The sequence below is a fragment of the Trinickia diaoshuihuensis genome (genome assembly GCF_003390925.1).
GTDB classification, from domain to species: Bacteria; Pseudomonadota; Gammaproteobacteria; order Burkholderiales; family Burkholderiaceae; genus Trinickia; species Trinickia diaoshuihuensis.
This window is the reverse complement of the sequence record NZ_QUBS01000079.1, coordinates 40,643-67,188: the sequence shown is the minus strand read 5'-3', so window position 1 is coordinate 67,188 and position 26,546 is coordinate 40,643. Positions and strand designations below refer to the sequence as shown.

The window sequence follows — 26,546 nt, the reverse complement described above, 5'->3', positions numbered from 1 at the left end:
CTCATTGCGCGGTCGGGTACCATATTCGGCCGGACGCGCGGCGAGCTGAGCCAATCGGCGCGTTCCGGCTTAATCGAAAGCGAAAGCGAAAGCGAAAGGAATCGAAGGAATGTCGAAGGTTCGTATGACGATACTGGTTTTGCTCGGTGCGCTGTTCGTACTGACGGGCTGCAATACGATCGCGGGAGTCGGTCAAGACATCTCCGGATCGGCGCGTGCCGTGCAACACGCGTTGTAAGGACGCATAAGGCCACCATGGGACAAGCCAAACAGCGCGGCACGAAAGAGCAACGTGTCGCTCAAGCACAAGCGAAAGCGGACGCGCTGCGTCCCGAAAAATTGACCTGCGGTTCTTGCAAGACCGGGTTCACCGACTTCGAATCGCTCGATACGAGAAGAATGAACGGGATTCATGCCGCGTTCGGCGGCATCTGTCCGTCATGCGGGGAAACGGTACTCGCGTTCAGTGGCGAGAAGGAGGCCGTGGCGAATGCCATGATCGCTTGGCAGGATGCCATGGAAAGCGAAGGCAAGCTCGGCAGGCAATCGCGCGACGGCGAACACGAGGCATTCGAGTCGTAGAGAAATGCGTGAACGGCAACTGACGCCGTAAGGTCCGCCAAGCGGCGATGCCGGATGGAATAGCCCGGGCGGGCCCATCCCCGGTATCGCCGTCGCCGGCCTCATTGCCGGTGCGTTTAGCCTCGCGCGTAAATGCTGTCGAAGATGCCGCCGTCGGCAAAGTGCCGCTTTTGCGCGGCACGCCATCCGCCGAATTCACCATCGACCGTATAGAGCTTCAGGCTCGGGAAACGCTGCGTGAGCGAGGCGGGGACATTCTTCGAGCGGGGCCGATAGAAATGCTCGGCAGCGATTCGCTGTCCGTCGTCGCTATAGAGGCCTTCCAGGTACGCCTTGGCAAGCTTGAGGCTACCGTGCTGGTCGACGACTTTGTCGACCCAGGCGACGGGCGGCTCGCACAGAATGCTCGAGGACGGTACGACGATTTCGAACTGGTCCGCCCCGAACTCCTTCAGCGAGAGGAACGCTTCGTTCTCCCAAGCGATGAGGACGTCGCCTTGGCCTCGCTGCACGAATGAGAGCGTGGCGCCGCGCGCGCCCGAGTTCAAGACCGAGACGTTTTTAAAGAGCGCCGCGACGAAGGCTTTGGCTTTCGCCTCGTTGCCGCCCGGTTGATGCTCGGCATAACCCCATGCGGCGAGATAGTTCCAGCGCGCGCCGCCCGAGGTCTTCGGATTCGGCGTGATCACGTTGACGCCGGCGCGGGTGAGATCCTCCCAGTCGTGGATTCGCTTCGGGTTACCCTTACGGACGAGGAATACGATCGTCGACGTATAGGGGCTCGAATTGTCGGGCAAGCGTTTTTGCCAGTCTTGCGCGATGAGGCCGCGATCGGCGATCGCATCGATATCGTAGGCGAGGGCGAGCGTCACGACGTCGGCGGGCAGGCCATCGATCACTGCGCGCGCTTGACTGCCCGAACCGCCGTGCGACTGCTCGAACCGTGCGGCAGTGCCCGTTTGCGCCTGCCATTTGCCGCCGAATGCGGCGTTGTAGTCTCGATAGAATTCGCGAGTCGGGTCATAGGATACATTCAGCAGCGAGTTGCCTTGCGCGGCGTACGCCCCGCGCGCGAGGCCCAGCGACGAAACGGCGGCGACCGTCAGGCCGGCGAGAAAGGTACGCCGCGACGGCGAGACCAATGGGGTATCGGATTGCATCATGACTCCGTAGCGTGGTTTTAGCGAACCCAGTTTTAGTATGTCAATGCCGTCGATCGACCGGCGCGGGCCTCAGGCGATAGCCCGCAAAATCGTTCAGTGCGCCGGATGCCAGATGGCTGATCCGACGTCGATCTGTTTGGGAATCAGCTTGAGATTGAAGAAGGTATCGGCTATACGCTGCTGGCTGCGCACGACGTCGGCGTCGAGCGCTTTCACGCCGTACGCGCCATGGCTCAGCGAATTGGCGGCGATCGCGGGCGTGAGTCCGATTTGCGGCGCGACGATTTGCGCGGCCTCTTGTTCGTGCCCGCCGATCCAAAGGCTTTCCTCGTTGATCCTCGCGAGGGCGAATTGGAGCGCTTCGGTGTGCGCGTCGGCGTAACCGCGCGATGCGATATAGAACTGGTGATTGTCGGCCACGCCGCCGCGCCCGTCGGCTAGAATCCGCGCGCCCGATTGAGCGACCGCCGCCGCCGCATAGGGGTCCCAGATCACCCATGCGTCCACGTCGCCTTTCTCGAACGCCGCGTAGGCGTCCGACGGTTTCAGGTAGGAAACCTTGATGTCGTCATAACCGAGATTGGCCTTTTGCAGGAGGCGCACGAGCAGATAGTGCACGTTCGAGCCGCGGTTCAAGACGACGCGCTTGCCCTTGAGTTCCGCAACCGTTTTGATCGGCGAGGACTTCGGCACCAGAAGGGCCTCGCCCTCCGGCGCGGGCGGCTCCACCCCCACATAAACGAGATTGGCGTTCGCCGCTTGGGCGAAGACGGGCGGCGTCTCACCGACGCAACCAAGGTCGATGCTGCCGATATTGAGCGCTTCCAGCATTTGCGGCCCGGCGGGGAACTCCAGCCAGCGAACGGTAATGCCGTGTTGCGTCAGTGCATGCTCGAGCGAACCGCGGGCCTTCATGATGGCAAGGTCGCTTCCCTTCTGCCAACCGATGCGGATCTCGGTCTCGTCCGCGTGGACAGGCGTTTGAAATAAAGAAAGGAGCAGAGCGGCGAGGGCGGCAAGCGCGCGTGCCGCGCCGTTGTATTTCAGAGTGTGGATCATCGAAAAAACCCGGGAAAGGACGTAAACACGAAACGTTCTTGCGTCCCTAAGCGACGCGACGATGGTCCGCGCAGAGTGGCTGATTTAAGACGATAGTGTCCGTTACAGTGTATGCGGACCGGCATGCCGCGCGAACGAACGAATTGCGATTTCGATATCAGAACGAATGCGTTGGCGCTAGCGCTTGGCCGATGCCTCGTCCGGGTGTGGGCTGAGCAAGCGTGACAGCACGGCATCCTCCAGCGAGGTAAAACCCACGGACGTTCGGGTTCGCGGCCGGGCTAGATCCACCGGCTGATCGAGCGCAACGCGGCCCGCATCGAGCAGCAAGATGCGGTCGCCAAGTGCGACGGCTTCCTGGACGTCGTGCGTCACCAACAACGCGGTGAACCGATATTCTTCCCAGAGCCGGCCGATAAGCGCATGCATTTCGATGCGGGTCAATGCATCTAGGGCGCCGAGCGGTTCGTCGAGCAGCAGAAGTTGCGGCCGGTGCACGAGCGCGCGTGCCAAAGCCACGCGTTGCCGTTGACCACCCGAAAGTTCGGCCGGCCAATCGCCGGCGCGAGCGAGGAGGCCGACGTCATCCAGCACCGCGCGGGCGTGGTCGCGCGCCTGCTTGCCCAGCCCGAGCGTGACGTTCTCCAAGACGGTTTTCCACGGCAGCAGCCGTGCGTCCTGGTACATGATCCGCGTATCGAGCGCGCCGCCCTTCGTATCTTGCTTGACGAGCGTACCGGCGCTGGGTTGCTCGAGCGCGGCAACGAGCCGTAGCAAGGTGGACTTGCCGCAGCCGCTGCGTCCGACGATCGACACGAAGCTGCCGTGCGCGATCGACAGATCGATGCGGTCGAGGACGAGCCGCTCGCCGTAGCGTTTGCTCACGCCGCGCAGCGAGACGACCGGCGCCCCTTGCGCACGCGGCAGCGGCCGGGGCGCCGGTTCGCCATGCGCCCCTCGCGCCGCCGGTGTACTGTCGCGGCGTGGCGAAGCCGTCAGTTCCGCTTCGAGGTCGGTACCCGAGATCGCGCCGAAAGATGCGGTCAGTATCGTTCCGCTCATGTTTTTGCTCCTGATCGATACGCGGGATGCCAGGGTAGCAGGGCGCGCTCGAGCCCTTTCGCGAGCAAGTCGGCGAGCTTGCCTAGCACGGCATAGAGCAAAATGCCGACGACCACGACGTCGGTCTGAAGAAACTCGCGGGCATTCATCGTCATGTAGCCGATACCCGACTGGGCCGAGACCGTTTCCGCCACGATCAGCATGACCCAGGTCAGTCCCAGCGCGAAGCGCACGCCGACGAGAATCGACGGCAACGCGCCGGGCATGACGACGTCGCGGTAGAGCGCGAACCCCTTCAAGCCGTAGCTCTTGGCCATCTCCACGAGTCCCGCGTCGACCGAGCGCACACCGTGGTATGTGTTGACGTAGACGGGAAAGAACACACCGAGCGCGACCAGAAAGAGTTTTGCGCTTTCGTCGATGCCGAACCAGAGAATCACGAGCGGGATCAACGCGAGGGCCGGGATGTTGCGGATCATTTGAATCGTCGAGTCGAGCGCGACGTCGGCGATTTTCGACAACCCGGTCAACAAGCCGAGCGCGAACCCGATTCCGCCGCCGAGCGCGAAACCGGCCGCCGCGCGCCAGGCGCTGACCTTGACGTCGGTCCACATCTCGCCCGATTGCACGAGCGCCCATGCCGCGCGGACCACGGCGAGCGGCTCGGGCAAGACGCGAGCCGACAGCGTGCCGCTGCGAGCCGCCATCTCCCAGGCGACGAGCAGCGCAACCGGGACGAGCCATGGCGTCAATGCGCGCAGCACGGCTCGGCGATCGGGCGAGACAAAACGGTTACGAGCCGATCGGATCGTGCGCATGATGCGTGCCTCCGTCAGCTTTGGCTGGCCTGCGGTAGGTAATGGTTGGCGACGACTTCGCCGAACGGCCCCGACAACGGTCCGGTGCGACCCGGTTTGCCAGGTTTGACATCGATGAGCGGAAATACGAGTTCGGCGAACCGGTACGACTCCTCGAGATGCGGATAGCCCGAGAGGATGAACGTTTCGATGCCGAGGTCCGAGTATTCGCGCATCCTGGCGGCGACTTGCTCCGCGCTGCCGACGAGCGCGGTACCCGCGCCGCCGCGCACGAGGCCGACGCCCGCCCACAGGTTGGGGTAGACCTCCAGCGTCTCGCGCGAGCCGCGCCGGCCGCCATGCAAGGCGGCCATCCGGCGCTGCCCTTCGGAGTCCATTTTGGCGAAGGCCTGCTGCGCACGCGCGATCGTCTCGTCGTCGAGCCGGCTGATCAGGCGCTCCGCGTCTTGCCACGCTTCTTCTTCGGTTTCGCGCACGATCACGTGCAGGCGAATGCCGAACTTCACTTCGCGGCCGCGTTCGGCGGCCTTCGCACGCACGTCGGCGATCTTCTTGGCGACGTCGGCCGGCGGCTCGCCCCAAGTGAGATAGGTATCGATATGATCGGCCGCGATCTTGTGGGCGGCGGCGGAAGAGCCGCCGAACCACAGCGGCGGATGCGGGCGCTGCACGCTCGGGTACAGCAGCTTGCCGCCCTTCGTGCTCAGATGCTGGCCGTCGCGATCGATACTGCGGCCATCGTGAGACGCGGCAATCAATTCGCGCCAGATATGCAGGAATTCGTCGGTGATCTCGTAGCGCGTGTCGTGATCGACGAACACGCCGTCGCCCGCGAGCTCCGCGGCATCGCCGCCCGTCACGACGTTGATCAGCAAACGGCCGCCGGAGAGCCGGTCGAAGGTCGCGGCCATCCGCGCCGATAGCGCGGGCGAAGTCAATCCGGGGCGAATCGCGACGAGAAACTTCAAGCGCTCGGTGGCCGGAATCAAGCTCGATGCAACGACCCACGCGTCCTCGCACGAACGGCCCGTCGGCAGCAGCACGCCTTCATACCCGAGCGTGTCGGCGGCCACGGCGATTTGCCGAAAGTAATCGTAGGTCGCGGCGCGCGCGCCCTCCGCCGTACCGAGATACCGGCTATCGCCGTGCGTGGGAATGAACCAAAACACTTGCATGGCTGCTCCTGCGGATCAATGCGTGAGAAATCGATGCAGTCTAAAGGCGGCAAGGCGGTTTTCGAACGAATGCTTTCTGCTTTGATTTGCACGGCGCGTGATGAGCGGCGGGCATGGGCGAGCGGGGCTCATGACGGGATGCTTAGCAGAATTCGATATATGTGAATGAGCAACCGTTGGTTTTTCATATCGCCCGGCGTCGTTAGACTCGCGTTGAATGTTTCGAGCCGCGTTGGGTGACTAATTAGTATGAGCACGTTCGTTTTTCGCAAGCCCAGTGCGTTGCCCGGGTTCCGGATGACCCTTTCGATCACGGTCGGCTATCTGAGCCTCGTGGTTCTGATCCCGCTTGCGTTCGCCTTCCTGAAGGTTTCCACGCTCTCTTGGGATCAGTTTCTTGCGGCCGTCGCATCGCCGCGCGTGCTTGCCTCGTACCGGCTCACGTTCTTCGCGGCGCTGATCGGCGCACTCATCAATGCCGTCTTTGGCCTGCTCGTCGCGTGGGTGCTCGCGCGTTATTCGTTTCCGTTCAAACGCATCGTCGACGCGGCGGTCGATCTGCCGTTCGCGTTGCCTACCTCGGTGGCCGGTATCGCGCTGGCAGCCGTCTATTCGACCAACGGCTGGATCGGTTCGCTCTTCGCCCCCTTCGGTGTTCAGATCGCCTATACGCCGCTCGGCGTATTCGTGGCGCTGACGTTCATCGGGCTGCCGTTCGTCGTGCGCACGGTGCAGCCGGTGCTGGAGGATTTCGAGCGTGAACAAGAGGAGGCGGCAGCTAGCCTCGGCGCATCGCGCTGGCGCGTTTTCGCGCGCGTGGTGCTGCCGGCGGTTATGCCCGCGCTGCTCACGGGTTTCGCGCTCGCGTTCGCACGGGCGCTCGGCGAATACGGCTCGGTAATATTCATCGCCGGAAACGTGCCGATGAAATCGGAGATTACTTCGCTCGTGATCGTGACGAAGCTCGAGCAATACGACTACGCGGGCGCGACGGCGGTCGCGATGGTCATGCTCGCGGCCTCGTTCGCGCTCCTGTTGCTCGTCAATACCTTGCAATGGAGGCTGCAGCGCCGTACCAGCCGCGTTGCACGCGCCAGGCCGGCGCAGGCGGGGGCGCAATGAGCGAACGAACCTATTCGGTCCCCTTGGCCGCGACTCGCCGTCGCCCGGCGCGGCGGGCCGATCCGGTCGCCGAGCCGCGTGTGGTGCGCGTCCTGCTGGTCGTTGCGGCGCTATTGTTTCTCGCGCTATTCCTCGTCCTTCCGCTCGTGGCCGTGTTCGCGCAGGCCTTCAGCAAGGGAATCGGCGTCTACGTCGCCGCGCTGATCGATCCCGACGCGAGGGCTGCGATTCGATTGACCTTGACCGTCGCCGCGATCGCGGTACCGCTCAATCTGGCATTCGGCGTGTGCGCGTCGTGGGCGATCGCGAAATTCGAATTCCGCGGCAAGGCGCTGCTCACGACGCTGATCGATCTTCCTTTTTCGATATCGCCTGTCATTTCGGGGATGCTCTATGTCCTCCTGTTCGGCGCGCAAGGCTGGTTCGGCCCATGGCTCGATGCGCATGGCGTCCAAATCGTCTTTGCGGTACCCGGGATTGTGCTGGCGACGATTTTCGTCACGTTCCCGTTCGTCGCGCGCGAACTGATTCCCTTGATGCAGGCGCAAGGCAGCGACGAAGAGCAGGCCGCGCGCGTGTTGGGCGCCTCGGGCTGGCAGATCTTTCGCCGCGTCACCTTGCCGAACGTGAGGTGGGGGCTGCTGTACGGCGTGATTCTGTGCAACGCGCGCGCGATGGGCGAGTTCGGTGCCGTGTCGGTGGTGTCGGGCCACATACGCGGGCGGACCGACTCGATGCCTTTGCACGTGGAGGCGCTGTACAACGATTACAACGTGCCGGCGGCATTCGCGGTCGCTTCGCTGCTTGCGATGCTCGCGCTCGTGACGCTCGCCGTGAAATTGATCGCCGAGCGGCGCGTCGCTGCCGAGTTGGCAGCCGCGCGCAATGCGCGCGCCTTGCCCGCGGCGCAATCTTGATTGACGAGGCGAGAAAACGATGGGTATTACCGTACGTCACCTGCAAAAGCGGTTCGGCGATTTTTCCGCGCTCGACGATGTTTCGCTCGATTTCCCGGCGGGCGAGCTCGTGGCGCTTGTCGGGCCGTCCGGCTGCGGCAAGACCACGCTATTGCGCGTGATCGCCGGGCTCGAGCATGCGGATGAGGGGCACGTTTTCCTTCATGGCGAGGATGTGGCCGATGTCGATGCGCGCGAACGGCAGGTGGGCTTCGTGTTTCAACACTACGCGCTGTTTCGCCACATGACGGTTTTCGAGAACGTCGCATTCGGCCTGCGTGCCAGGCCTCGCCGGTCGCGGCCGAGCGAGGCGGCGATTCGCGAGAAGGTGCATACGCTGCTGAACCTCGTGCAGTTGGACTGGCTCGCGGCATCGTACCCGGCGGAACTCTCGGGCGGACAGCGGCAGCGGATTGCGCTTGCCCGAGCGCTTGCCGTCGAGCCGAAGGTCCTGTTGCTCGACGAGCCGTTCGGCGCGCTCGACGCGAAAGTCCGCAAGGAACTGCGCGCTTGGCTGCGGCGCTTGCATGACGATCTGCGCATCTCGACGATTTTCGTCACGCACGACCAGGAAGAGGCGCTCGACGTCGCCGACCGCATCGTCATCATGAATCGCGGCCGGGTGGAGCAAGCGGGCAGCCCGCAGGCGGTCTACGATCACCCGGCGAACGCATTCGTATGCTCGTTCCTCGGCGCGGCGAATCGGGTGCCGGGCGCCGTTCTCGGCGATGGTTTCGTGGCCGAGGGAGCGACGCGGCCCGTTACCGTTGCCGCCGATTTCTCGGGCCCCGCGCTGGCGTATATCCGCCCGCACGACCTCGCGCTCGAGCCGGCGAACAGCAGGCAGCACGGCGGCATCGCGGTGGACGTGCGACGCGTCGTTCCGCTCGGCGCCACGGTGCGCGTGGAGTTGGCAACGCGCGACGGCGAGCCGCTCGAAGCGCAAATCGAACGCGACGCATGGCGCGCGCTTGCATTGCAAGCGGGCGATGCGGCCGTTGCCGTGCCGCGTGCCGCGCGCGTGTTCCCGCGCGGCTAAGCGGTTTGCGGCTGCTCCACGTGCGCGAGAAGGTGCGCGATGAAATGCGTGAGCTTCGGCAACGGCCGCCGGTCTTGCCGATAGACGATATGGATCGGGCGCGGGTCGGGCGAATAAGCGTGCAGCACTTGCACCAACGTTCCGCGCGCGAGATCGTCGGCGACCAGCACCTCGGGTTGCAACAGCAATCCCGCACCGGCGATGGCGGCCATCCGCAGGCCGTTGCCGTCGTTACAGGTAAAGTCGGGCTCGTTCCAATGCCGCGGTCCTTCCGCGCTCTTGAGCATCCAGCCGTTTCGGTTGTTCCATACCGAGTGGGCCAGGCAGCGATGCGCGCCTAGGTCCTTCGGCGTCTGCGGATGCCCGTGCAGAGCCAGATAGCCGGGCGACGCGCAAATCACCATGCGGTATTGCGCCAAAGGCTTGGCAATTAGATCGGCGTCGCCCAGTTCGCCGATACGGATGGCTAAATCGAACCCTTCGTCGATGAGATCGACGACCCGGTTGCTCAATTCCAATTCGACACGCACGCGCGGATGCCGCTGCTGAAAGGTCGCCGCCAATGGGGCGACGACATAGGCGCCGAAGGTCGTGGGGGCGCTGACGCGCAAGGTGCCGGACGGCGACGCGCGCAACCGTTCGACCGAGGTCTCGGCCAGCCTCACTTGCTCGAGCGCCCGCTTGGCATCCTCGTAAAAGACACGCCCCGCATCGGTCAAGCTTTGACGGCGCGTGGTGCGCTCCAGCAAGCGTACGCCGAGCCGCTCCTCGAGTTCGCGGACGTATTTGCCGACCATCACGGCCGACATCTCCAGCCGCTCGGCCGCCTCGGTGAAATTGCCTTCCTCGACGACGGCGACGAAGGTTTCCAGGCCACGAAGTTTGTCCACATTACGAACCATGAGTTAGGAGTATTCGAAATTACAGCACATATATCGACTCCACGGTTCGTAGAAGAATGGAGGCCTTCCAACCGGATGCGAAAAGGAGCACCTCATGAAGATCGTCGTAATCGGCGCGAGCGGGACAGTCGGTCGTTCCGTCGCGGACGAACTGAGCCGTGACGGCAAACACGAAATCATCCGCGTAGGGCGCACGCGCGGGGACCACCAGGTCGACATCGCGAGCCAGGACAGCGTCGCGGCGTTGTTCGAGAAAATCGGCCGCGTGAACGCCATCGTTTCGGCGGCGGGCAGTATCTTTTTCGGGGCAGTCTCGGATATGACGGCGGCGGACTTCAACGTCGGCTTGCAAGACAAACTGCTCGGGCAAGTGCGTCTGGCGCTGGTGGGCCAGCATTATCTGCACGATGGCGGCTCGATTACGCTGACCACGGGCATCGCGGTGGACGAGCCGATCGCACAAGGCGCGAACGCGGCGGCGGTGAATGCCGGGATCGAAGGCTTTGTCCGCGCGGCCGCGTTCGAACTGAAACGGGGTATCCGCATCAACGCCGTGAGCCCGACCGTGCTGACCGAGTCGTTGGACGTCTTCGGTCCGTTCTTTCCCGGCTTCGAAAGCGTCCCGGCAGCGCGCGTGGCGATGGCTTATCGACGCAGCGTCGAGGGAATACAGACGGGCCGCGTGTATCGCGTCGGCCACTAAAAGGCGCCGGCCCGCACGCTGTCAAGGCGGTGCGGGCGAATCGATCAATCGGCGCTATGCGTACGTAAGCCGGCTGCGGTTTACGCGAGATTGCCCTGGCACAAGTACTTGATCGACAGATAATCGTCGAGTCCGTATTTCGAACCTTCCCGGCCGTAGCCCGATTCCTTGATGCCGCCGAACGGCGCCGCCTCGCTTGAGATCGCCCCTTCGTTGATGCCGACGATGCCTGCCTCCAGCGCGCGCGAGACGCGCTCGATTCGCTTGATGTCGTTCGTATAGAAGTACGAAGCGAGGCCATAGGGCGTCGCGTTCGCCGCGTCGATCACCTCTTGCTCGTCCTCGAAGCGAAACAGCGGCGCGACGGGGCCGAACGTTTCCTCGGCACATAGCAACATACCGGCGTTCGCTTGCGCGAGGACCGTCGGCGCAAAGAAATTCGGCCCGAGTCCGGGAAGACGTTTGCCGCCCGTGAGAACGCGCGCACCGCGCGTGACGGCATCGTCTACGTGCCGTGCGATCTTGTCGACCGCGCGTGCATTGATCATGGGCCCGATTTGCGCATCGGGCTGGCTCGCGGGCCCGACCTTCAGCGCGGCCACTCGCTGCGCGAGCAAGTCGGCGAACCGTTCATAGGTGCCGGCTTGCACATAGACACGGTTGGGGCTAACGCAGGTCTGTCCGCCATTACGGAATTTCGAGGCCATGAGGCCGGTCACGGCCGCTTCGAGGTCCGCATCGTCGAATACGATGAACGGTGCGTTTCCGCCGAGTTCGAGCGAGACCTTCTTGAGCGTACCGGCCGATTCACGCGCCAAATATTTGCCGACCGCCGTCGATCCCGTAAACGTGATCTTGCGCACGCGCGAATCATGGAGCCAATCGGCAACGGCCTCGATGCCGCGATCGCGCGATGCCGTGATCAAATTCAGGACGCCGGCCGGCACGCCGGCTTCATGCGCCAGCAGCACGAGCGCGCTGGCCGTGAGCGGTGTGTCTTCGGCCGGCTTGCCCACGACCGTGCAGCCGGCGGCCAGCGCCGGCGCGATCTTGCGTGCGATCATCGCGAGCGGAAAGTTCCACGGCGTGATCGCGGCGACTACGCCGATGGGCTCCTTCACCGCGCTCATGCGCTTGCCGCGCTGCTGCTGCGCGAGCAAGTCGCCGTCGATGCGCGTGGCTTCCTCGGCAAACCAAGCGACGTAAGCCGCGCCGTAAGCCACCTCGCCGCGTCCTTCGGCGAGCGGCTTGCCTTGCTCGCGCGAGATGAGCGCGGCTAACTGCGCTTCATGCTCGACGATCAGTGCATGCCAGCGGCGCAGAATCGCGGCGCGTTCCTTCGGCAACGTTTCGCGCCAAGCGGGCAGGGCGGCCGCGGCGGCATCGGTCGCCGCGCGTGCGTCGGCCGCCGCGCTATCGGCGATTTCGGCGATGCATGCGCCGTCCGCGGGATCGACGACTGCGAAGCGCGCACCGCTCGATGCCGGCACCCAGCGCCCACCGATGAAATTTTCCGTACGAACGAGTTGGTCCGTGTCGAACTTGCGTGTCATCGCGATTCCTTGTTCCGTTTTGTCGATACTTGCCGATACCGTCTGCACCATGGACCGCTCGCGCGGCGTCAATCGCCGGCCACGCGCGCGGCAATGGCTTGTCCCACTTCCTTTGTCGCGGCCTCGCCGCCGAGGTCGCCCGTATGCGGCCCTTCCTTCAGCGTTGTTTCGATCGCCGCGAGGATGGCGTCGTGCGCCTCGCGCTCCTTGCCTCCGTGATGGCCGAGGAAGTCGAGCATCATCGCGGCGGACCAAATCATCGCAATCGGGTTGGCGATGTTTTTACCGGCGATATCGGGCGCCGACCCGTGCACGGGCTCGAACAGCGAGGGGAATGCGCGCTCCGGGTTCAGGTTGGCCGACGGCGCGAGGCCGATCGTCCCCGTACAGGCGGGGCCGAGGTCGGAGAGGATGTCGCCGAACAGATTGGTTGCCACCACCACGTCGAAGCGATCCGGGCTCAGCACGAAGCGCGCGCATAGGATGTCGATGTGCTGTTTGTCCCAGGCCACATCCGGGTAGCGCGCGGCCATTTCCTCGGCGCGCTTGTCCCACCATGGCATGCTGATCGCAATGCCGTTGCTCTTGGTCGCGACCGTCAGCTTTTTGCGCGCGCGCCGCTGCGCGAGATCGAATGCGTACTTGAGCACGCGCTCGCTGCCCCGCCGCGTGAAGATCGACTCTTGCGTGACGAACTCGTGCTCGGTGCCTTCGAACATCACTCCACCCACCGACGAATATTCGCCCTCGGTGTTCTCTCGCACGATCCAAAAATCGATGTCGCCGGGCCCTCGTCCCGCGAGCGGCGAAGGCACGCCTTCGAAGAGCCGCGCGGGGCGCAGATTGACGTATTGATCGAACTCGCGCCGGAATTTCAGAAGCGAGCCCCATAGCGAAACATGGTCGGGCACCTTCGCCGGCCAGCCGACGGCGCCGAACAAAATGGCATCGCAGCGCAGCAGTTGCGTTTTCCAATCGGCCGGCATCATCCGGCCGTGCTTTTCGTAGTAGTCGCAGCTCGCCCACTCGATGTGCTCGTATTCGAGATCGATACCGAAGCGGCGGCTGGCCGCGTCCAAGACGCGCAATCCTTCGGGCATGACCTCCGTGCCGATGCCGTCGCCCGGGATGACCGCGATGCGATATGGTCCAGCCATGGCTGGGTACCTCCTATGGATAGATCAATACAACATGAGCCGTCCGTGCCCCGCGGCGGCGCCTCGCAGGCGATCGCGCGCCGCGAAGCCGCCCGATCACGAGTGCGGAAAGAGCACTTCGAGCGGATAGTGCGTTTTGACGAAAGGCGATTTGATGATGACGTAGCTGAAATACTTTTCGATGCCGATTTCGCGTTCTAGCAAGCCTTCGATCACGCTTTGATAATGACTCACACTGCGCGTGACGAACTTGAGCAGGTAGTCGTAGCCGCCGCTCGCCAAGTGACACTCGACGATTTCGTCGACGTCGCGGATCGCGGAGACGAAGCGATTGAAATCCTCGCGGCGATGATCGGCCAGCGTGACTTCGGTGAAGACGATTTGCACGTCGCCGAGCTTTTCGAGCTGGATTTGGGCGCCGTACCCGACGATATAGCCGGCCTTCTCGAGACGCTTGACGCGCGTCAGGCAAGGGCTCGGCGATAACCCCACGGCATCGGCAAGTTCGACGTTCGTGATACGTCCTCGCTTCTGCAGTTGCGAGAGGATTCGTAGATCGATCCGGTCAAGCTTGCAATCGTCGCTCATCGTGCTTGGCTCGCGCGTTCCTGAAAAGTCGTGACCTACTTTAGCATGCACCCACGCGAACGCCGCTATCGAGTGCGGCCCTGACGTCGCGCTCGGCAAGGATGTCGTCCAGCGTTCTCCGCAGACGTTCGAAGAGCAAATCGAACTCATCGGCCGTGTACGAGAGCGCCGGGGCGAAGCCCAGGATGTGATCGCCGAATGCGCGAAAGATCAGACCATTTCGATAGGCAAGCGCGGCGATACGCTCGGGCAGCTTGAGCGAGGCGTCGAACGGCGTTTTGCGCGTCTTGTCGGCGACGAGTTCGAGCGCGCCGAGCAGGCCCCGATGGCGCGAATCACCCACGAGCGGATGATCGAGCAGCGCGTCGAGCCCAAGCGCAAAGCGCGGCGCGAGCGCCTGCGCGTTCGCGAGCAGCCCGCCCTCATGGTAGAGCCGCATGACTTCAAGGCCGATCGCGGCGCTGACGGGATGGGCGGAGTAGGTGTAGCCGTGGCCGATCGCGGCGCCGCCCGCACCGTCGGCCAGGCCGCGATAGACCTCGTCCGACATCAAGACGGCGCCCATCGGCGCGTAGCCGGCCGTCAAGCCTTTGGCGACCGTCATCAGATCCGGCTCGACGTCCTCGGCCTCGCAGGCGAAGAGCGGGCCTGTACGGCCGAATCCGGTAATGACCTCATCGGCCACGAACAGAATCCCGAGCCGGCGGCAGGCCTCGCGCATCGCCTTGAGCCAGCCGGCGGGGGGCACGATGACGCCGCCCGAACCTTGAACGGGTTCGCAGAAGAACGCCGCCACGTTCTCGGCGCCGAGCGCGGCGACCTTCGCTTCGAGGGCGGCCACCGAGGCGGCGATCAGTGCGGCATCGCCGGGGTGCGAGCTGCGATACGGGTAAGGCGAGGGGATGTGATGCTGGTTCGCGAGCGGCAGGTCGAAGTGGCGATGGAACGCGGCGAGGGCCGTCAGACCCGAGCCGAACGAGGACGAGCCGTGATAGCCGCGCTCGAGCGCGATGAATTGCTTCTTGCTCGGGCGGCCCGTCGCGTTGAAGTAGTGCGTGATGAAGCGCACGGCCGAATCGACGGCATCGGAGCCGCCCAGCGTGAAGTAGACGTGCTGCAGCGAGGCGGGCGTACGCGCAACGAGTTGCTCGGCGAGTTCGATCGCCGGCGCGCTGCCGAAGTGAAAGTATCCCGTGGCGTAGGGGAGCTTCTTCATTTGCTCCGTGGCCGCATCGACGATGCTTTGGCGGCCGTATCCGACGTTGACGCACCACAATCCCGCGAATGCATCGAGCAGGACGTTGCCGGCGGCATCGCGCAGGAACGCGCCGTCCCCGGATTCGAGGAGGGTGACGCCTCGCGCCTCATGCTCGCGGTAGTTGACGACGGGATGGATGAGATGCTTGCGGTCGGCTTCGATGAGCGAGGAAATCGACATGGTGACGTACCTGGGCGGGTAGGAACGAAGATGACTCATGGTACCGACGAGGCCCTTCGCTTCGCGCCGCGAAATCGATCGACGAATAGCGCACGCCGAGCGTTTTGAGGCATACGGGCGGCATTTTCTGCCGGAGCACGGCCGCCGCCGTGACGGCCGGTGCGCTCGCGAGGGGTTAGTACCCGCGCTCCCGATCGACTTCGCCAATCATGCGCTCGCCAGCGGCGTGCCGTTTCAGGTTCTCGAGGACGGCGTCGACAGCCGTTTCCGGCCGTGTGGCGCTGGCGATATGCGGCGTGATGCGCACGCGCGGATGCTGCCAGAGGGGATGTCCGATGGGCAGCGGCTCGGGAGTCGTCACATCGAGCAGTGCGTAACGAAGATGGCCTTCGTCCAGCAGCGCGAGCAAGTCGTCTTGCGCCAAATGTGCCCCACGCCCCGTCTGCACGAGCGATGCACCGGGCGGCAACTTGCGTAGTAGGCGCGCATCGAGCATACCTTCGGTGGCTGGGGTCAGCGGCAATAGGCAAACGAGAACGTCGGTGCGGGCAAGGAACGGATCGAGTTCGTCCGCGCCCGCGTAACAGCGCACGCCTTCGATCCGATGCGGCGAGCGGCTCCAACCGGCACAGGCATAGCCGAAGACGTTCAAGCGCTCGAGCACGGCTGTGCCGAGCATCCCGAGGCCGAGCACGCCGACGCGGCACGTCGATGCCGCCCGCACGGGCAACGCCTGCCAGCGCCGTGCTTGCTGCCGGTGCGCGTAATCGAGGAAATCGCGGTGCAGGGTCAGCACGGCATGCGTCACATATTCGATCATCCCCTCGACGATGCCGGGCTCGATCATGCGCACGACAGGAATATGCGAGGGGATGGTCGATAGATCGAACTGATCGATTCCGGCGCCCACGGAAAACAGCACTTCGAGGTTCGGCAGCGTGCGCGCCAGATCCTCGGGCGGCTCCCACGCCGCTAGATAGCGGACTTCCGAAGCATCGCCGTGCTCGGGCCAGATTCGAAACGGCAACCGCGGGGCGCGCTCGGCGAAGCGCTGCGCCCATATTGCGCCGCGGGCGGGATCGGCTTTATAGAGAAAGGCCATGGTCGTGCGTGCGCTGCGACGGGTCGGTTGCGATCAACCGATCGCTTGATTGACGATACCGTACTGTGCGAACCCACCGTCTTGCGGCGGCAAGCGTTCGGCGTGGCGCGCCATTCTGACGACGGTATCCACGCGCTGCAGCCCCTGGCTTTCGAGCCATCCGGTCAGGCCGCTTGCGCTCGGCACATCGATCCGGATGAACGTCCCTGGGTTGAGCGCGAGCCAGTGTCCGATGAGCGCCTTGGCGCGCACTTGCTCCACATCGGGCGGCGCGACGACCGGGCCGATCGCGCGGCCGCGGCCGAAGCGGCGCAGCAGCGCGAAGCCGATCAATTCGCCGTCGCGGTCGAGGCCGATGCCGTCGGCGCATTCGAAAAGTTTCGCGATCACGTTCGCCCGCCCAAGGCCGCTTGCGCGCGTGGCCAGTTCGATCAGACGCGGGAGATCGTTGACGCCGAGCGGGCGCAACCGCTCGCGCGCCGGCAATTGCGCGAGTGGCGGCTGCAAGGCCTGGCCTTGGTGCTGATCGAGCATGCCGATGGGAACGAAGCCCAATTTCTCGTAGAGCGGGCGCCCGGCCGGCGTGGCGTGCAACACCGTGGCGCTGTTCTCCACTTGCGCGAGCGCCAGCTCCGTCAAGCGTCTACCGATGCCCAGACCCTGCATGGCGGGCGAGACGATCACCATACCGATCGACGCGGTGCGCTCGTCGTGCTGCCAGCAAAGCGCCGTGCCGGCGAGCTGGCCGCCGCGCACGGCGGCGAACCCCATACCGAGCTCGGCGACGAACTGCCAATCCTCCGCGCGGTGCGGCCACTTCAGTTCGACGGTCAGCTCATGAGCCGCTTCGATGTCGGCGGCGTTGAAGCGCCTGTATTCAATGTTGTCGGACACGCGTACCCCCTAGCGATCTTGACTGATGCGAACTGTGTCACGGTCCGCGCCGGCTGACTAGGACGATCCTTTTATCGAGGACCATCGCGCGTTGCCCGGTTGCGGCGCAGCAGACCGACCGCATAGTCTGCCGCCCGCCTGCCGCAAAACGCGCGCTTTATGTCGCGGGCGCCGGTCAAATCGGAAGCATTTGGATTTTTGCGTTGATTAAATGTAGCCATACCGCGGGCATTCCAAACGATCGCAACGAGCCTGCGGCCTGCTGAAAGGCCTATCCTGAGGACGCATTGACATGATCGACTTTGAGCCCAAATACATTACGTTCGACTGCTATGGCACGCTGATTCGCTTCCGCATGGCCGAGACGGCGCGCGACCTTTATCGTGACCGGCTCGATGCGGCGACACTCGAAAAACTGGTTCGTTTTTTTGCCGGTTACCGCCTCGACGAAGTCTTGGGTGCGTGGAAACCCTATCGCGACGTCGTCGTCAATGCGTTTCGCCGCGCTTGCGAGCGTGTGGACGCGCCGTACGACGAGGACGAAGCGCAGAGCATCTACGATGCGGTGCCGACTTGGGGCCCGCACCCGGACGTGCCCGAAGGCCTCGCACGCCTGGCCAAGAAATACAAGCTCGTGGCGCTCACTAATGCATCGGACGATCAGATCATGAGCAACGTCGAGAAGCTCGGTGCGCCGTTCCATGCCGTCATTACGGCGCAGCAAGCGCAAGCGTACAAGCCGCGCATGCAAGGCTTCGAATACATGTTCAAGCAGCTCGGCTGCAAGCCGGAGGACGTGCTGCACGTGTCGTCGAGTTTCCGCTACGACCTCATGACGGCTCACGATCTCGGGATCACGCACAAAGCGTTCGTTCAGCGCGGGCATGAGCCTTCCACGCCTTACTACGAGTGCACCGAAGTGTCGAGCATCGGCCATTTGGCGTCGCTGCTGGGCTTGTAAGTAAGGATGCCGGCGATGAAACTGGAATCCTATTGGCTCGATACCGCGCCCGCCGTCCCGCTCGACGAAGCGGGGGACGTGGAGGGCCGCGCGGATGTCGCCATCGTCGGCGGCGGCTTTACGGGGCTTTCCGCTGCACAGGCACTCGGGCGGCGCGGCGCGAGCGTCGTGCTTCTCGATGCGGGGCGGATCGGCGGCGGCGCCTCGGGGCGCAACGGCGGGCAGGTCAACACGGGCGTGGCGCAGGACTTCGGCGCGCTCACGGGCCAACTGGGACTCGAGCGCGCCCGCCGTTGCTACCTCGCCTATGCCTCTGCCGTGGACAGCGTGGAGCGGCTCATTCGCGAGGAGGGTATCGAGTGCGACTACGTCGCCTCGGGCAAGCTCAAGCTCGCGGCGAAGCCGCAGCATTACGCGCATCTCGCGCAAACGGCCGAACTCATTCGGCGCGAAGTCGACCCGAACATCGAATTGATCGACGGCGGCCGGATACGTGACGAGGTGCAATCGGATCGCTTTTACGGGGGGCTCTTGCAACGTCATGGCGGGCAGATGCATATGGGCAAATTCGCCGTCGGGCTTGCGCAGGCCGCCCGCCGCCGTGGTGCCCGGCTTTACGAGCATGCGCCGGTGACGGACATCGTCAAGCTCCCCGCGGGCGGCTACCGCGTCGTCTCCACCCGCGGGGAAGTGACGGCGGCGAACGTATTGATTGCGACGGGGCCGTCGAAGCATGGGCCGTTCGCTTGGTACCGTCGGCGAATCGCGCCGATCGGCTCGTTCATCATCGTCACCGAGCCCCTCGGCGCGGACGTCGTTGCGCGCACATTCCCGAACCGCCGCGCGTTCACGACGACGCGCCTCATGCACAACTACTTTCGCGTGACGGCCGATACGCGGCTCGTATTCGGCGGACGCGCGCGCTTCACGGCGTCGGAACAACCGTCGGACGAGCGGAGCGGGAGCATCTTGCAACGCTCGCTGGCAGAACTCTTTCCGCAGTTTGCTAAGACGCGCATCGATTACTGCTGGGGCGGGCTCGTCGACATGACCGCCGATCGCCTCCCGCGCGCGGGCCAGCACGACGGACTTTATTTTTCGCTTGGGTACAGCGGCCACGGCACGCAGATGTCGACGCATATGGGGCAGATCATGGCCGAGGTGATCGACGGCCGCGAAGAGGCCAATCCATGGCGCGATTTCACGTGGCCCGCGATCCCGGGCCATACGGGAAAACCTTGGTTCTTGCCGATCGTGGGCGCGTATTACCGAATCAAGGACGTTTTTTATTGAATTCGATTCGCGATCGCGGCGCATATGCGCTGGACGAATCGGCCGAAGCGCTTATCGGACAAAGCCGGTCGCAATCAGCTATCCGTCAACCCCATGGCCAGGCTTGGCTTACTCGCGGAGAAGTGCAATGAGAAAGGACCCCTCACAATACGGTGCTGCAGGCGTCGAGACCACGCTCGAGCAATTGACCGCGAAGGGCGCCTCGCGCCGGGACGCGTTGCGCATGCTGGCGGCGGCGGGCCTAGCGAGCGTGACGGCCGGCGGCTTGCTCGTGGCGAGCACGGCGGCGCGCGCGCAGACTCAAGGCACACCCCGGCAGGGCGGCAAGATTCGCGTCGCCACGCAGTCGTCCTCGACGGCCGATACGCTCGATCCGGCGAAGGGCGCGCTCGCAACGGACTACGTGCGCTGCAACATGATCTATAACGGGCTCACCGAGTTCGACGAGCACCTCGGCGCGAAGATGGCGCTGGCCACCGCGCTCGATACGCAGGACGCCAAGGTCTGGGTGGTCAAGTTGCGCGGTGGCGTGCAATTTCACGACGGCAAGGCGTTGACTCCGGCCGACGTCGTCTATTCCCTGCTGCGCCATAAGGACCCGGCCACGGCGTCGAAGGCGAAGACGCTGGCCGATCAAATCAGCGACGCGAAGTCCACCGGGCCGAACGAAGTGACGATCACGCTGACCGGCCCCAATGCCGATTTGCCCATGATCTTGGCCGATGCGCACTTCTTGATCGTCAAGGACGGCACGAAAGACTTCGCGAAAACGGCGATCGGAACCGGTCCGTTCAAACTCAAGGAGTTCACGCCGGGCGTGCATACGGTCGTCGTCAAGAACGAACGCTATTGGAAGCCGGGACTGCCGCATCTCGATGAAATCGAGTTGATCGGCATCGGCGACGAGTCGGCGCGCGTGAACGCGCTGTTGTCGGGCGACGTGCAACTGATCAATCAGCTCAGCCCCCAATCGACGGGCCGCATCAAAAGTACGCCCGGCTATACCGTGCTGGAAACGAAGACGGGCCAATACACCGACCTGATCATGCGCGGCGACGGCGGTATTACCGGCAATCAGGATTTCCGTCTCGGACTCATGCACTTGCAAGACCGCGATCAGATGCGCCAGGCCGTGTTTCAAGGCTACGGCACGATCGGCAACGACCAGCCGATCGATCCGACGAATAAGTACTACTTCGCCGGCTTGCCGCAGCGTAAGTTCGATCCGGACAAGGCCAAGTTCTATTTCAAGAAGGCCGGCGTCGGCGGCTCGCCGATGCAATTGTTCGCATCGCCGGCTGCCGACGGCTCGGTGGATATGGCGATGCTGCTTCAACAAGCCGCGCCGCTCGCCGGGCTCAATCTGCAAGTGATGCGGGTGCCTTCGGACGGCTATTGGTCCAACCATTGGATGAAACACCCGCTCAGCTACGGCAACATCAACGCTCGGCCGACGGCGGACATGCTGTTCACTCAATTTTTCAAGTCCGATGCGCCTTGGAACGAAGCCAACTGGAAGGACCCCCAGTTCGATCAAATGCTGCTCGCGGCGCGCGGTGAGCCGGATGACGCCAAGCGCAAAAAGATCTACGGTGACATGCAGGTGCTCGTGCATGAGAAGGGCGGTATCGGCATCCCCATGTTCCTGAGCTCGCTCGACGCGCATACGACGAAGCTGCAAGGGCTCGGCTCGATTCCGCTCGCGGGGTTGATGGGCTTCGCGTTTGCCGAGCACGTCTGGCTCGCGGCATAAGCGGTACCCGTCACGCGGCACCGCAGGCAAACGATCGCCGTACCCGGCGCAGGCGAAGGAGGTGACTCTCGATGAAATTTCAAGCTTATAGGCTCATTGCCGTACGCCTGGGTCTTGCGTTGCTCACTTTGCTGATCGTGTCGGCCTTGGTGTTCGCGATGACGGGCCTGCTGCCGGGCGATGCCGCGCAAGAGGCGCTCGGCCAGGCCGCGACGCCCGAGGCGGTGGCGGCGCTGCGGCATCAGTTCGGGCTCGATCAGCCGGCGCTGCTGCGTTACGGCGAGTGGCTCGCACATGCCGTGAGGGGCGATTTCGGCATGTCGTTGGCCAACTCGCTGCCCGTGAGGGAGCTTATCGCCACGCGTCTGCCGAACTCGCTGACGCTGGCGGGATTGACGACGCTCGTGTCGGTGCCGGTCGCGCTCGCCATCGGCATCGTCTCGGCGATGTACCGCGGCTCGCTGCTCGATCGCGCGCTCAATATCGTCACGCTCTCGACGGTCGCCGTGCCCGAGTTTCTCGTCGCGACGATCGCCGTGCTGGTGTTCGCGGTCAAGCTGCATTGGCTGCCGGCGCTTTCGTATCTCTCGTCGGTGTCTTCGTTCGGCGATCTGATGCGGATCTATGCGATGCCGGTCATGACGCTGCTGTGCGTGCTCGTGGCGCAAATGGCCCGCATGACGCGAGCGGCGGTGCTCGATCAACTGAACGCGGGCTATGTCGAGATGGCGACGCTCAAAGGCGCGTCGCAGGCGCGCATCGTCTTGCGGCATGTGCTGCCGAACGCGATCGGCCCTATCGCCAATGCCGTTGCATTGAGCTTGTCCTATTTGTTCGGCGGGGTCGTTATCGTCGAATCGATCTTCAACTACCCCGGACTCGCGAGCTTGATGGTGGATGCCGTGTCGAATCGCGACATGCCGCTCGTTCAGGGCTGCGTCATGGTGTTTTGCGCGGCGTATCTCGCACTCGTTTTGATGGCCGACCTATGTCAGATCGTATCGAATCCGAGGCTTCGTCAACGATGAACCGCTCCGTCCAGCCTTCCATCCCGCATCCGGGCACGCAGATTTACGACGAACCGGGCACGGGCGGACAGTGCACGGTAGAGGGCGGCGAGCCGGCATCCGCCGCCGTGGGGCACCGCTTGCGAGTGAGTCTCGCGCGCCTATCGTGGCTCGGCAGGATCGGCTTGTTCATCGTCTGCTTTTGGCTCGTCATGGCCATCGTGGGACCGATGCTCGCGCCCTACAACCAGGGCACGCTTGCTTCGCCGTTCAGTTTCGCGAGCTACAGCATGCAGCATCCGTTCGGCACCGACTATCTCGGCCGCGACATGCTGAGCCGGATCCTTAACGGAGCGCGCTATACGGTGGGGCTGGCGCTCGCGGCCGCCGTGCTCGCGAGCGGCATCGGTACCTGCCTGGGGCTCCTAACGGCAGCCGCGCCGCGCTGGGTCGACGAAGCGATGAGCCGGTTCTTCGACGCATTGATTTCGATCCCGAGCAAGGTGCTGGCGCTCGTCGCGATCGCCGCCTTCGGCTCGTCGGTGCCGATGCTGACCGCGGTCGCCGCGGTGGCCTACGTTCCCGGTGCCTTTCGCATCTCACGCTCGCTCGCGATCAACCTGATGACGCTCGAATACGTGCAGGTCGCGCGGGCACGCGGGGAGGGCTGGCTCTACATCGCGCGCGTGGAGTTGCTGCCGAACATGATCCATCCGGTGTTGGCCGACTTCGGGCTGCGTTTCGTCTTCATCGTGCTGCTGCTGAGTGGGCTGAGCTTTCTAGGGTTGGGCGTGCAACCGCCCAATGCCGATTGGGGCTCGCTCGTGCGAGAGAACATCGGCGGGTTGTCGCAGGCGGCGCCCGCCGTGTTGATGCCCTCCGTCGCGATCGCGACGCTGACCGTCGGCATGAACTTGCTGATCGACAGCTTGCGGCGCCACGGCGGCTTCGCGCAAGGAGGAGTGAAATGACTGACGGCCGGAACATGATCGAAGTCGCGGGCCTTCGGATCGTCGCGCGTTCGGCGGCCGGCGCCGAGGTGGAGATCGTCAAGGGCGTCGACTTCGCGGTGAAGGAAGGGGAAGTCGTTGCGCTGATCGGCGAATCGGGATCGGGCAAGACGACGATCGCGCTGTCCCTGCTCGGTTATGCTCGGCCCGGTTGCGTGTTCGCGGGCGGAAGCGTGCGCGTGGGCGGTGTCGAGGTGCTCGCCCTCGACGATGCCGGTCGCCGCGCGTTGCGCGCGCGGGACGTGGCGTACGTGGCGCAAAGCGCGGCCGCCGGCTTCAATCCGGCCCGCGTACTGATGGATCAGGTGATCGAACCGGCGTTGCTACACGGGCTGATGACGCGCGAAGCCGCGCGCGCGAAGGCAATCGAACTCTTTCGCGCCCTTGCGTTGCCGTCGCCGGAAACCATCGGCGATCGCTATCCGCACCAGGTTTCCGGCGGCCAGTTGCAGCGGTTGATGGCGGCCATGGCGTTGATCACGGATCCGGCGGTCGTCGTATTCGACGAACCCACCACCGCGCTCGACGTCACCACGCAAATCGAAGTGCTCGTGGCGTTCAAGCGCGTCATCAAGGAACTCGGCACCACGGCCGTCTACGTCTCGCACGACCTGGCCGTGGTGGCTCAGATGGCCGACCGCATCGTCGTTCTCAACGGCGGCGAGGTTCAGGAAAACGGCCTGGTCGATCAGGTGCTCGATGCGCCCGCGCATCCTTATACGCGTGCGCTGCTCGACGCATCGGCGCGGCGCGGCAGCACGTCGGGCCGGGCTCGGGAAGGCGGCGCGGCAGACCTCACGGCGGCGCCGCTTTTGGAGGTGCGCGGTCTCTCGGCCGGCTATGGACGCATCGGCCGCGATGGACGGCCGGCCGTTTGTGTGCTGGACGACGTGAGTCTTTCGATTGCGCGCGGCAGCGCACTCGGTATTATCGGCGAATCGGGTTCCGGCAAGACGACCCTCGCGCGCGTCGTGGCCGGGCTCGTCGAAGGTTCGGGCGGATCCGTCCTGTTCGAAGGCAAGCCCTTGCCTACGCAATTGGCCAAACGGACGCCGGATCAATTTCGACGGATTCAACTCGTCTTCCAGAATGCCGACACGGCCTTGAATCCGAGCCGGACGGTGGAAGACATTCTCGGGCGCCCGCTCGCCTTTTATCACGGCATGCGCGGCGCGGCGGCGCAGCGGCGTATCGCCGAGCTGCTCGATCTCGTGAAGCTGCCGGCGGCGACCGCCGGGCGTCAACCGGGCGGCCTATCGGGCGGGCAGAAGCAGCGCGTCAATCTCGCGCGGGCGCTGGCGGCCGACCCCGCGTTGATCTTGTGCGACGAGGTCACCTCGGCGCTCGATACCGTCGTGGGCGCGGCCATCCTCGATCTGCTTTGTGAGCTGCGCCGCGAACTCGGCGTGTCGTATATGTTCATCAGCCACGACATCTCCACCGTCCGCGCGATTTGCGACGAGGTCGTGGTCCTTTACGCCGGCAAGCGTGTGGAGGCCGGGCAGCCCCAGGTGCTGGGCCAACCGCCGCATCATCCGTATACGAGCTTGCTCGTCGATTCGGTCCCCGCGTTGAAGCGGGGCTGGCTCGATGCGAGGCGCGATTTGGCGGCGGCAGCGTTGCCGCCGCTCTCGGAGCGGACGAGCGCGGCACATCTGTGCCCGTTCATGACGCGTTGCACCGTGCGGATCGAAGGCCGGTGCAACGTCGCCCCGGCACCGGTTCGGGTGCTGCCGTCGGGCGCGCAGGTACTCTGCCACCGCTCGGCCGAGGAGCTGGCGCGGTTTCAGCCTTTGCGGGGCGCGGCATGAGCGCGGGAATGGCGTGCGATCGGGCAGGTGTGTCATGACGCGATCGCAAGGACTGGACGAGGCCCGGGCCTTTATCGAGGCTCACTTCAACGAGCCGCTCACGCTCGAGCAGATGGCCGCGCGGGCCAAGCTCAGCATCTCGCGGTTTGCGACGGCGTTTCGCCAGCGTTTCGGTTCGTCTCCGTATCGATATTTGTGCGCCGTTCGAATCGAACGCGCGCAGTCGCTGCTGCTAAAGGGCGTACCGAGCGTCGAGGTGGCGGCGGAAGTGGGATTTTTCGATCAGAGCCATTTCGGCCGGCACTTCAAGCGATGGTGCGGTATGACGCCCACGACCTTCGTGGCGCGCTCGCGCGGCACGTTGCCTCCCACACCCAGGACGATCCAACCATGAGCGAGCAAGCCTATCCGATCGAAATCGACTTTCCGGACATCACGGTCCATGCGGGGGGCACTAGCGGCGTCGATTACGTCCATACGTTCGATTCGGGCGTGCCCGGCCCGCACGCGATGGTCAATGCGCTGACGCACGGCAACGAGGTGTGCGGGGCGATCGTCGTCGATGCGCTGTTGCGTCACGGCATACGCCCGCGCCGGGGGCGACTCACGCTCTCGTTCGCGAACGTCGAGGCTTATTCACGTTTCGATCGCCGTGCTCCGGACCGGTCGCGCTTCGTCGATGAGGATTTCAATCGCGTGTGGACCGCCGCGGTACTCGATGATGCTTCGCGCCGATCGGTCGAACTCGATCGCGCGCGAGCAATGCGGCCTATCGTCGATACCGTCGACCTGCTGCTCGATCTGCACTCGATGCATGAGAGAAGCGAGCCGCTGATCGTGGCCGGACCGCTTCGCAAAGGCGCGAAGCTTGCCGTCGACGTAGGGGCGCCGGCTACCGTCGTCTGCGACGAAGGCCACCCCGAAGGCAAACGCATGCGTGACTATGGCGGGTTCGGCGAAGCTTCCGATGCCAAGAATGCCCTGCTGATCGAGTGCGGTCAGCATTGGGAGAAGCGCGCCGTGCGCGTGGCGCGCGATAGCACGGCGCGCTTCTTGTTGCATGCCGGGGTCATCGCCGAAGCCGACTTGCCCGAGGGCTGGCTTGCGCCGCTGCCGCCGTCGATGACCGTCGTGCGTGTCACCGAACCCGTGGTGGCGCGAAGCATGGATTTTCGGTTCGCCGGTCCCTACACCGGGCTCGAAGTGTTCGAGAAAGCGGGCACCGTGATCGGCTGGTCCGACGGCGAACCCGTCGTCACGCCCTACGACGAGTGCATGCTCATCATGCCGTCGTTGCGGCAGTTGAGGCCCGGCGTGACCGTGGTGCGCTTCGGCCGAATCCAAAGAGAGGATGAATCAGTGGTTTCACCCGTCCAAGCATCGATCGAACGAGCCTAA

The 26,546-nt window shown here is 64.3% G+C and carries 26 protein-coding genes; 14 read left to right on the top strand and 12 right to left on the bottom strand.

All coding sequences use genetic code 11. The annotated features are described in order from the left end of the window. The first annotated feature begins 109 nt into the window (after positions 1-109). Positions 110-238: a lipoprotein gene (locus DXT59_RS17520; protein WP_116138130.1), complete on the top strand. Its 129-nt coding sequence runs from the start codon at positions 110-112 to the stop codon at positions 236-238. A 17-nt stretch (positions 239-255) separates the two neighbouring features. Continuing rightward, on the top strand, positions 256-582 hold the full coding sequence (locus tag DXT59_RS17515; protein ID WP_116138129.1) for a hypothetical protein: 327 nt from the start codon (positions 256-258) through the stop codon (positions 580-582). Between the two features lie 116 nt (positions 583-698). Here the strand turns inward: DXT59_RS17515 and DXT59_RS17510 are convergent, their stop codons facing one another. From DXT59_RS17510 to ssuD, 5 genes are all read right to left on the bottom strand, one after another. After that, positions 699-1,745, bottom strand: coding sequence for a sulfate ABC transporter substrate-binding protein (locus DXT59_RS17510; protein ID WP_240324558.1), 1,047 nt, complete (start codon positions 1,743-1,745; stop codon positions 699-701). 93 nt (positions 1,746-1,838) lie between these two features. Then, positions 1,839-2,804 carry a sulfonate ABC transporter substrate-binding protein gene (locus DXT59_RS17505; RefSeq protein ID WP_116138128.1) on the bottom strand — a complete coding sequence of 322 codons (966 nt, stop codon included), beginning with the start codon at positions 2,802-2,804 and terminating at the stop codon, positions 1,839-1,841. Between the two features lie 177 nt (positions 2,805-2,981). Then, positions 2,982-3,866, bottom strand: coding sequence for an ATP-binding cassette domain-containing protein (locus DXT59_RS17500; protein WP_116138127.1), 885 nt, complete (start codon positions 3,864-3,866; stop codon positions 2,982-2,984). Further along, the gene (gene ssuC / locus DXT59_RS17495; protein WP_116138126.1) at positions 3,863-4,684 is read right to left on the bottom strand and encodes an aliphatic sulfonate ABC transporter permease SsuC; all 822 of its coding nucleotides are present in this window, start codon (positions 4,682-4,684) and stop codon (positions 3,863-3,865) included. Before ssuC ends, DXT59_RS17500 begins: the two co-directional genes overlap by 4 nt. Positions 4,685-4,698: 14 nt before the next feature. Continuing rightward, positions 4,699-5,859: an FMNH2-dependent alkanesulfonate monooxygenase gene (ssuD, locus tag DXT59_RS17490; protein ID WP_116138125.1), complete on the bottom strand. Its 1,161-nt coding sequence runs from the start codon at positions 5,857-5,859 to the stop codon at positions 4,699-4,701. A 249-nt stretch (positions 5,860-6,108) separates the two neighbouring features. Between ssuD and cysT the strand changes: the two genes are divergently transcribed. Genes cysT through DXT59_RS17475 form a run of 3 tightly spaced genes read left to right on the top strand, consistent with a single transcriptional unit; the run spans position 6,109 to position 8,976 of the window. Next, positions 6,109-6,981 (top strand): sulfate ABC transporter permease subunit CysT, encoded by an 873-nt coding sequence (gene cysT / locus DXT59_RS17485; protein WP_116138124.1) that lies wholly within the window; start codon positions 6,109-6,111, stop codon positions 6,979-6,981. Then, positions 6,978-7,898, top strand: coding sequence for a sulfate ABC transporter permease subunit CysW (gene cysW, locus DXT59_RS17480; protein WP_116138172.1), 921 nt, complete (start codon positions 6,978-6,980; stop codon positions 7,896-7,898). The genes cysT and cysW overlap by 4 nt, the downstream gene beginning before the upstream one ends. 19 nt (positions 7,899-7,917) lie before the next feature. Continuing rightward, positions 7,918-8,976 carry a sulfate/molybdate ABC transporter ATP-binding protein gene (locus DXT59_RS17475; protein ID WP_116138123.1) on the top strand — a complete coding sequence of 353 codons (1,059 nt, stop codon included), beginning with the start codon at positions 7,918-7,920 and terminating at the stop codon, positions 8,974-8,976. On the opposite strand, the gene DXT59_RS17470 is transcribed toward DXT59_RS17475, so the two are convergent. Next, positions 8,973-9,866, bottom strand: coding sequence for a LysR substrate-binding domain-containing protein (locus DXT59_RS17470; RefSeq protein ID WP_116138171.1), 894 nt, complete (start codon positions 9,864-9,866; stop codon positions 8,973-8,975). The genes DXT59_RS17475 and DXT59_RS17470 overlap by 4 nt on opposite strands. Positions 9,867-9,972: 106 nt before the next feature. Here DXT59_RS17470 and DXT59_RS17465 point away from each other — a divergent pair, with 106 nt between their 5' ends. Beyond that, positions 9,973-10,581: a short chain dehydrogenase gene (locus DXT59_RS17465; protein ID WP_116138122.1), complete on the top strand. Its 609-nt coding sequence runs from the start codon at positions 9,973-9,975 to the stop codon at positions 10,579-10,581. 80 nt (positions 10,582-10,661) lie between these two features. Here the strand turns inward: DXT59_RS17465 and DXT59_RS17460 are convergent, their stop codons facing one another. The 6 genes from DXT59_RS17460 to DXT59_RS17435 all read right to left on the bottom strand — a co-directional run bounded on the left by DXT59_RS17460 (position 10,662) and on the right by DXT59_RS17435 (position 17,313). Beyond that, positions 10,662-12,134, bottom strand: a complete 1,473-nt coding sequence (locus tag DXT59_RS17460; protein ID WP_116138170.1) for an NAD-dependent succinate-semialdehyde dehydrogenase — start codon at positions 12,132-12,134, stop codon at positions 10,662-10,664. Positions 12,135-12,202: 68 nt separating this feature from the next. After that, positions 12,203-13,291 (bottom strand): tartrate dehydrogenase, encoded by a 1,089-nt coding sequence (locus DXT59_RS17455; protein WP_116138121.1) that lies wholly within the window; start codon positions 13,289-13,291, stop codon positions 12,203-12,205. A 96-nt stretch (positions 13,292-13,387) separates the two neighbouring features. Continuing rightward, the gene (locus DXT59_RS17450) at positions 13,388-13,879 is read right to left on the bottom strand and encodes an Lrp/AsnC family transcriptional regulator (RefSeq protein WP_116138120.1); all 492 of its coding nucleotides are present in this window, start codon (positions 13,877-13,879) and stop codon (positions 13,388-13,390) included. A gap of 40 nt (positions 13,880-13,919) precedes the next feature. Next, positions 13,920-15,317, bottom strand: coding sequence for an aminotransferase class III-fold pyridoxal phosphate-dependent enzyme (locus tag DXT59_RS17445; RefSeq protein ID WP_116138119.1), 1,398 nt, complete (start codon positions 15,315-15,317; stop codon positions 13,920-13,922). 175 nt (positions 15,318-15,492) lie between these two features. Further along, entirely contained in the window at positions 15,493-16,419 is a 927-nt protein-coding gene (locus DXT59_RS17440) for a 2-hydroxyacid dehydrogenase (RefSeq protein WP_116138118.1), read from the bottom strand. Positions 16,420-16,452: 33 nt separating this feature from the next. Further along, entirely contained in the window at positions 16,453-17,313 is an 861-nt protein-coding gene (locus DXT59_RS17435; protein WP_116138117.1) for a GNAT family N-acetyltransferase, read from the bottom strand. A gap of 292 nt (positions 17,314-17,605) precedes the next feature. Between DXT59_RS17435 and DXT59_RS17430 the strand changes: the two genes are divergently transcribed. From DXT59_RS17430 to DXT59_RS17395, 8 genes are all read left to right on the top strand, one after another. Beyond that, on the top strand, positions 17,606-18,274 hold the full coding sequence (locus tag DXT59_RS17430; RefSeq protein ID WP_116138116.1) for a haloacid dehalogenase type II: 669 nt from the start codon (positions 17,606-17,608) through the stop codon (positions 18,272-18,274). A gap of 15 nt (positions 18,275-18,289) precedes the next feature. Next, complete coding sequence (locus tag DXT59_RS17425; RefSeq protein WP_116138169.1) at positions 18,290-19,567, top strand: NAD(P)/FAD-dependent oxidoreductase; 1,278 nt, start codon at positions 18,290-18,292, stop codon at positions 19,565-19,567. Between the two features lie 127 nt (positions 19,568-19,694). Beyond that, on the top strand, positions 19,695-21,320 hold the full coding sequence (locus DXT59_RS17420; RefSeq protein WP_116138115.1) for an ABC transporter substrate-binding protein: 1,626 nt from the start codon (positions 19,695-19,697) through the stop codon (positions 21,318-21,320). 71 nt (positions 21,321-21,391) lie between these two features. Further along, a complete protein-coding gene (locus DXT59_RS17415) occupies positions 21,392-22,348 on the top strand; it encodes an ABC transporter permease (protein ID WP_116138114.1) in 957 nt (318 codons plus the stop codon). Further along, positions 22,345-23,298: an ABC transporter permease gene (locus DXT59_RS17410; RefSeq protein WP_116138113.1), complete on the top strand. Its 954-nt coding sequence runs from the start codon at positions 22,345-22,347 to the stop codon at positions 23,296-23,298. Before DXT59_RS17415 ends, DXT59_RS17410 begins: the two co-directional genes overlap by 4 nt. Then, positions 23,295-25,148 carry an ABC transporter ATP-binding protein gene (locus DXT59_RS17405; protein WP_116138112.1) on the top strand — a complete coding sequence of 618 codons (1,854 nt, stop codon included), beginning with the start codon at positions 23,295-23,297 and terminating at the stop codon, positions 25,146-25,148. Before DXT59_RS17410 ends, DXT59_RS17405 begins: the two co-directional genes overlap by 4 nt. Positions 25,149-25,182: 34 nt before the next feature. After that, positions 25,183-25,542, top strand: coding sequence for a helix-turn-helix domain-containing protein (locus DXT59_RS17400; RefSeq protein ID WP_116138111.1), 360 nt, complete (start codon positions 25,183-25,185; stop codon positions 25,540-25,542). Further along, on the top strand, positions 25,539-26,546 hold the full coding sequence (locus tag DXT59_RS17395; RefSeq protein ID WP_116138110.1) for a M14 family metallopeptidase: 1,008 nt from the start codon (positions 25,539-25,541) through the stop codon (positions 26,544-26,546). The genes DXT59_RS17400 and DXT59_RS17395 overlap by 4 nt, the downstream gene beginning before the upstream one ends.

Coding starts and splice junctions, on each gene's coding strand:
- DXT59_RS17520 (WP_116138130.1), top strand. CDS start 110: ATGTCGAAGGTTCGTATGACGATACTGGTTTTGCTCGGTGCGCTGTTC.
- DXT59_RS17515 (WP_116138129.1), top strand. CDS start 256: ATGGGACAAGCCAAACAGCGCGGCACGAAAGAGCAACGTGTCGCTCAA.
- DXT59_RS17510 (WP_240324558.1), bottom strand. CDS start 1,745: ATGATGCAATCCGATACCCCATTGGTCTCGCCGTCGCGGCGTACCTTT.
- DXT59_RS17505 (WP_116138128.1), bottom strand. CDS start 2,804: ATGATCCACACTCTGAAATACAACGGCGCGGCACGCGCGCTTGCCGCC.
- DXT59_RS17500 (WP_116138127.1), bottom strand. CDS start 3,866: ATGAGCGGAACGATACTGACCGCATCTTTCGGCGCGATCTCGGGTACC.
- ssuC (WP_116138126.1), bottom strand. CDS start 4,684: ATGCGCACGATCCGATCGGCTCGTAACCGTTTTGTCTCGCCCGATCGC.
- ssuD (WP_116138125.1), bottom strand. CDS start 5,859: ATGCAAGTGTTTTGGTTCATTCCCACGCACGGCGATAGCCGGTATCTC.
- cysT (WP_116138124.1), top strand. CDS start 6,109: ATGAGCACGTTCGTTTTTCGCAAGCCCAGTGCGTTGCCCGGGTTCCGG.
- cysW (WP_116138172.1), top strand. CDS start 6,978: ATGAGCGAACGAACCTATTCGGTCCCCTTGGCCGCGACTCGCCGTCGC.
- DXT59_RS17475 (WP_116138123.1), top strand. CDS start 7,918: ATGGGTATTACCGTACGTCACCTGCAAAAGCGGTTCGGCGATTTTTCC.
- DXT59_RS17465 (WP_116138122.1), top strand. CDS start 9,973: ATGAAGATCGTCGTAATCGGCGCGAGCGGGACAGTCGGTCGTTCCGTC.
- DXT59_RS17460 (WP_116138170.1), bottom strand. CDS start 12,134: ATGACACGCAAGTTCGACACGGACCAACTCGTTCGTACGGAAAATTTC.
- DXT59_RS17455 (WP_116138121.1), bottom strand. CDS start 13,291: ATGGCTGGACCATATCGCATCGCGGTCATCCCGGGCGACGGCATCGGC.
- DXT59_RS17450 (WP_116138120.1), bottom strand. CDS start 13,879: ATGAGCGACGATTGCAAGCTTGACCGGATCGATCTACGAATCCTCTCG.
- DXT59_RS17445 (WP_116138119.1), bottom strand. CDS start 15,317: ATGTCGATTTCCTCGCTCATCGAAGCCGACCGCAAGCATCTCATCCAT.
- DXT59_RS17440 (WP_116138118.1), bottom strand. CDS start 16,419: ATGGCCTTTCTCTATAAAGCCGATCCCGCCCGCGGCGCAATATGGGCG.
- DXT59_RS17430 (WP_116138116.1), top strand. CDS start 17,606: ATGATCGACTTTGAGCCCAAATACATTACGTTCGACTGCTATGGCACG.
- DXT59_RS17425 (WP_116138169.1), top strand. CDS start 18,290: ATGAAACTGGAATCCTATTGGCTCGATACCGCGCCCGCCGTCCCGCTC.
- DXT59_RS17420 (WP_116138115.1), top strand. CDS start 19,695: ATGAGAAAGGACCCCTCACAATACGGTGCTGCAGGCGTCGAGACCACG.
- DXT59_RS17415 (WP_116138114.1), top strand. CDS start 21,392: ATGAAATTTCAAGCTTATAGGCTCATTGCCGTACGCCTGGGTCTTGCG.
- DXT59_RS17410 (WP_116138113.1), top strand. CDS start 22,345: ATGAACCGCTCCGTCCAGCCTTCCATCCCGCATCCGGGCACGCAGATT.
- DXT59_RS17405 (WP_116138112.1), top strand. CDS start 23,295: ATGACTGACGGCCGGAACATGATCGAAGTCGCGGGCCTTCGGATCGTC.
- DXT59_RS17400 (WP_116138111.1), top strand. CDS start 25,183: ATGACGCGATCGCAAGGACTGGACGAGGCCCGGGCCTTTATCGAGGCT.
- DXT59_RS17395 (WP_116138110.1), top strand. CDS start 25,539: ATGAGCGAGCAAGCCTATCCGATCGAAATCGACTTTCCGGACATCACG.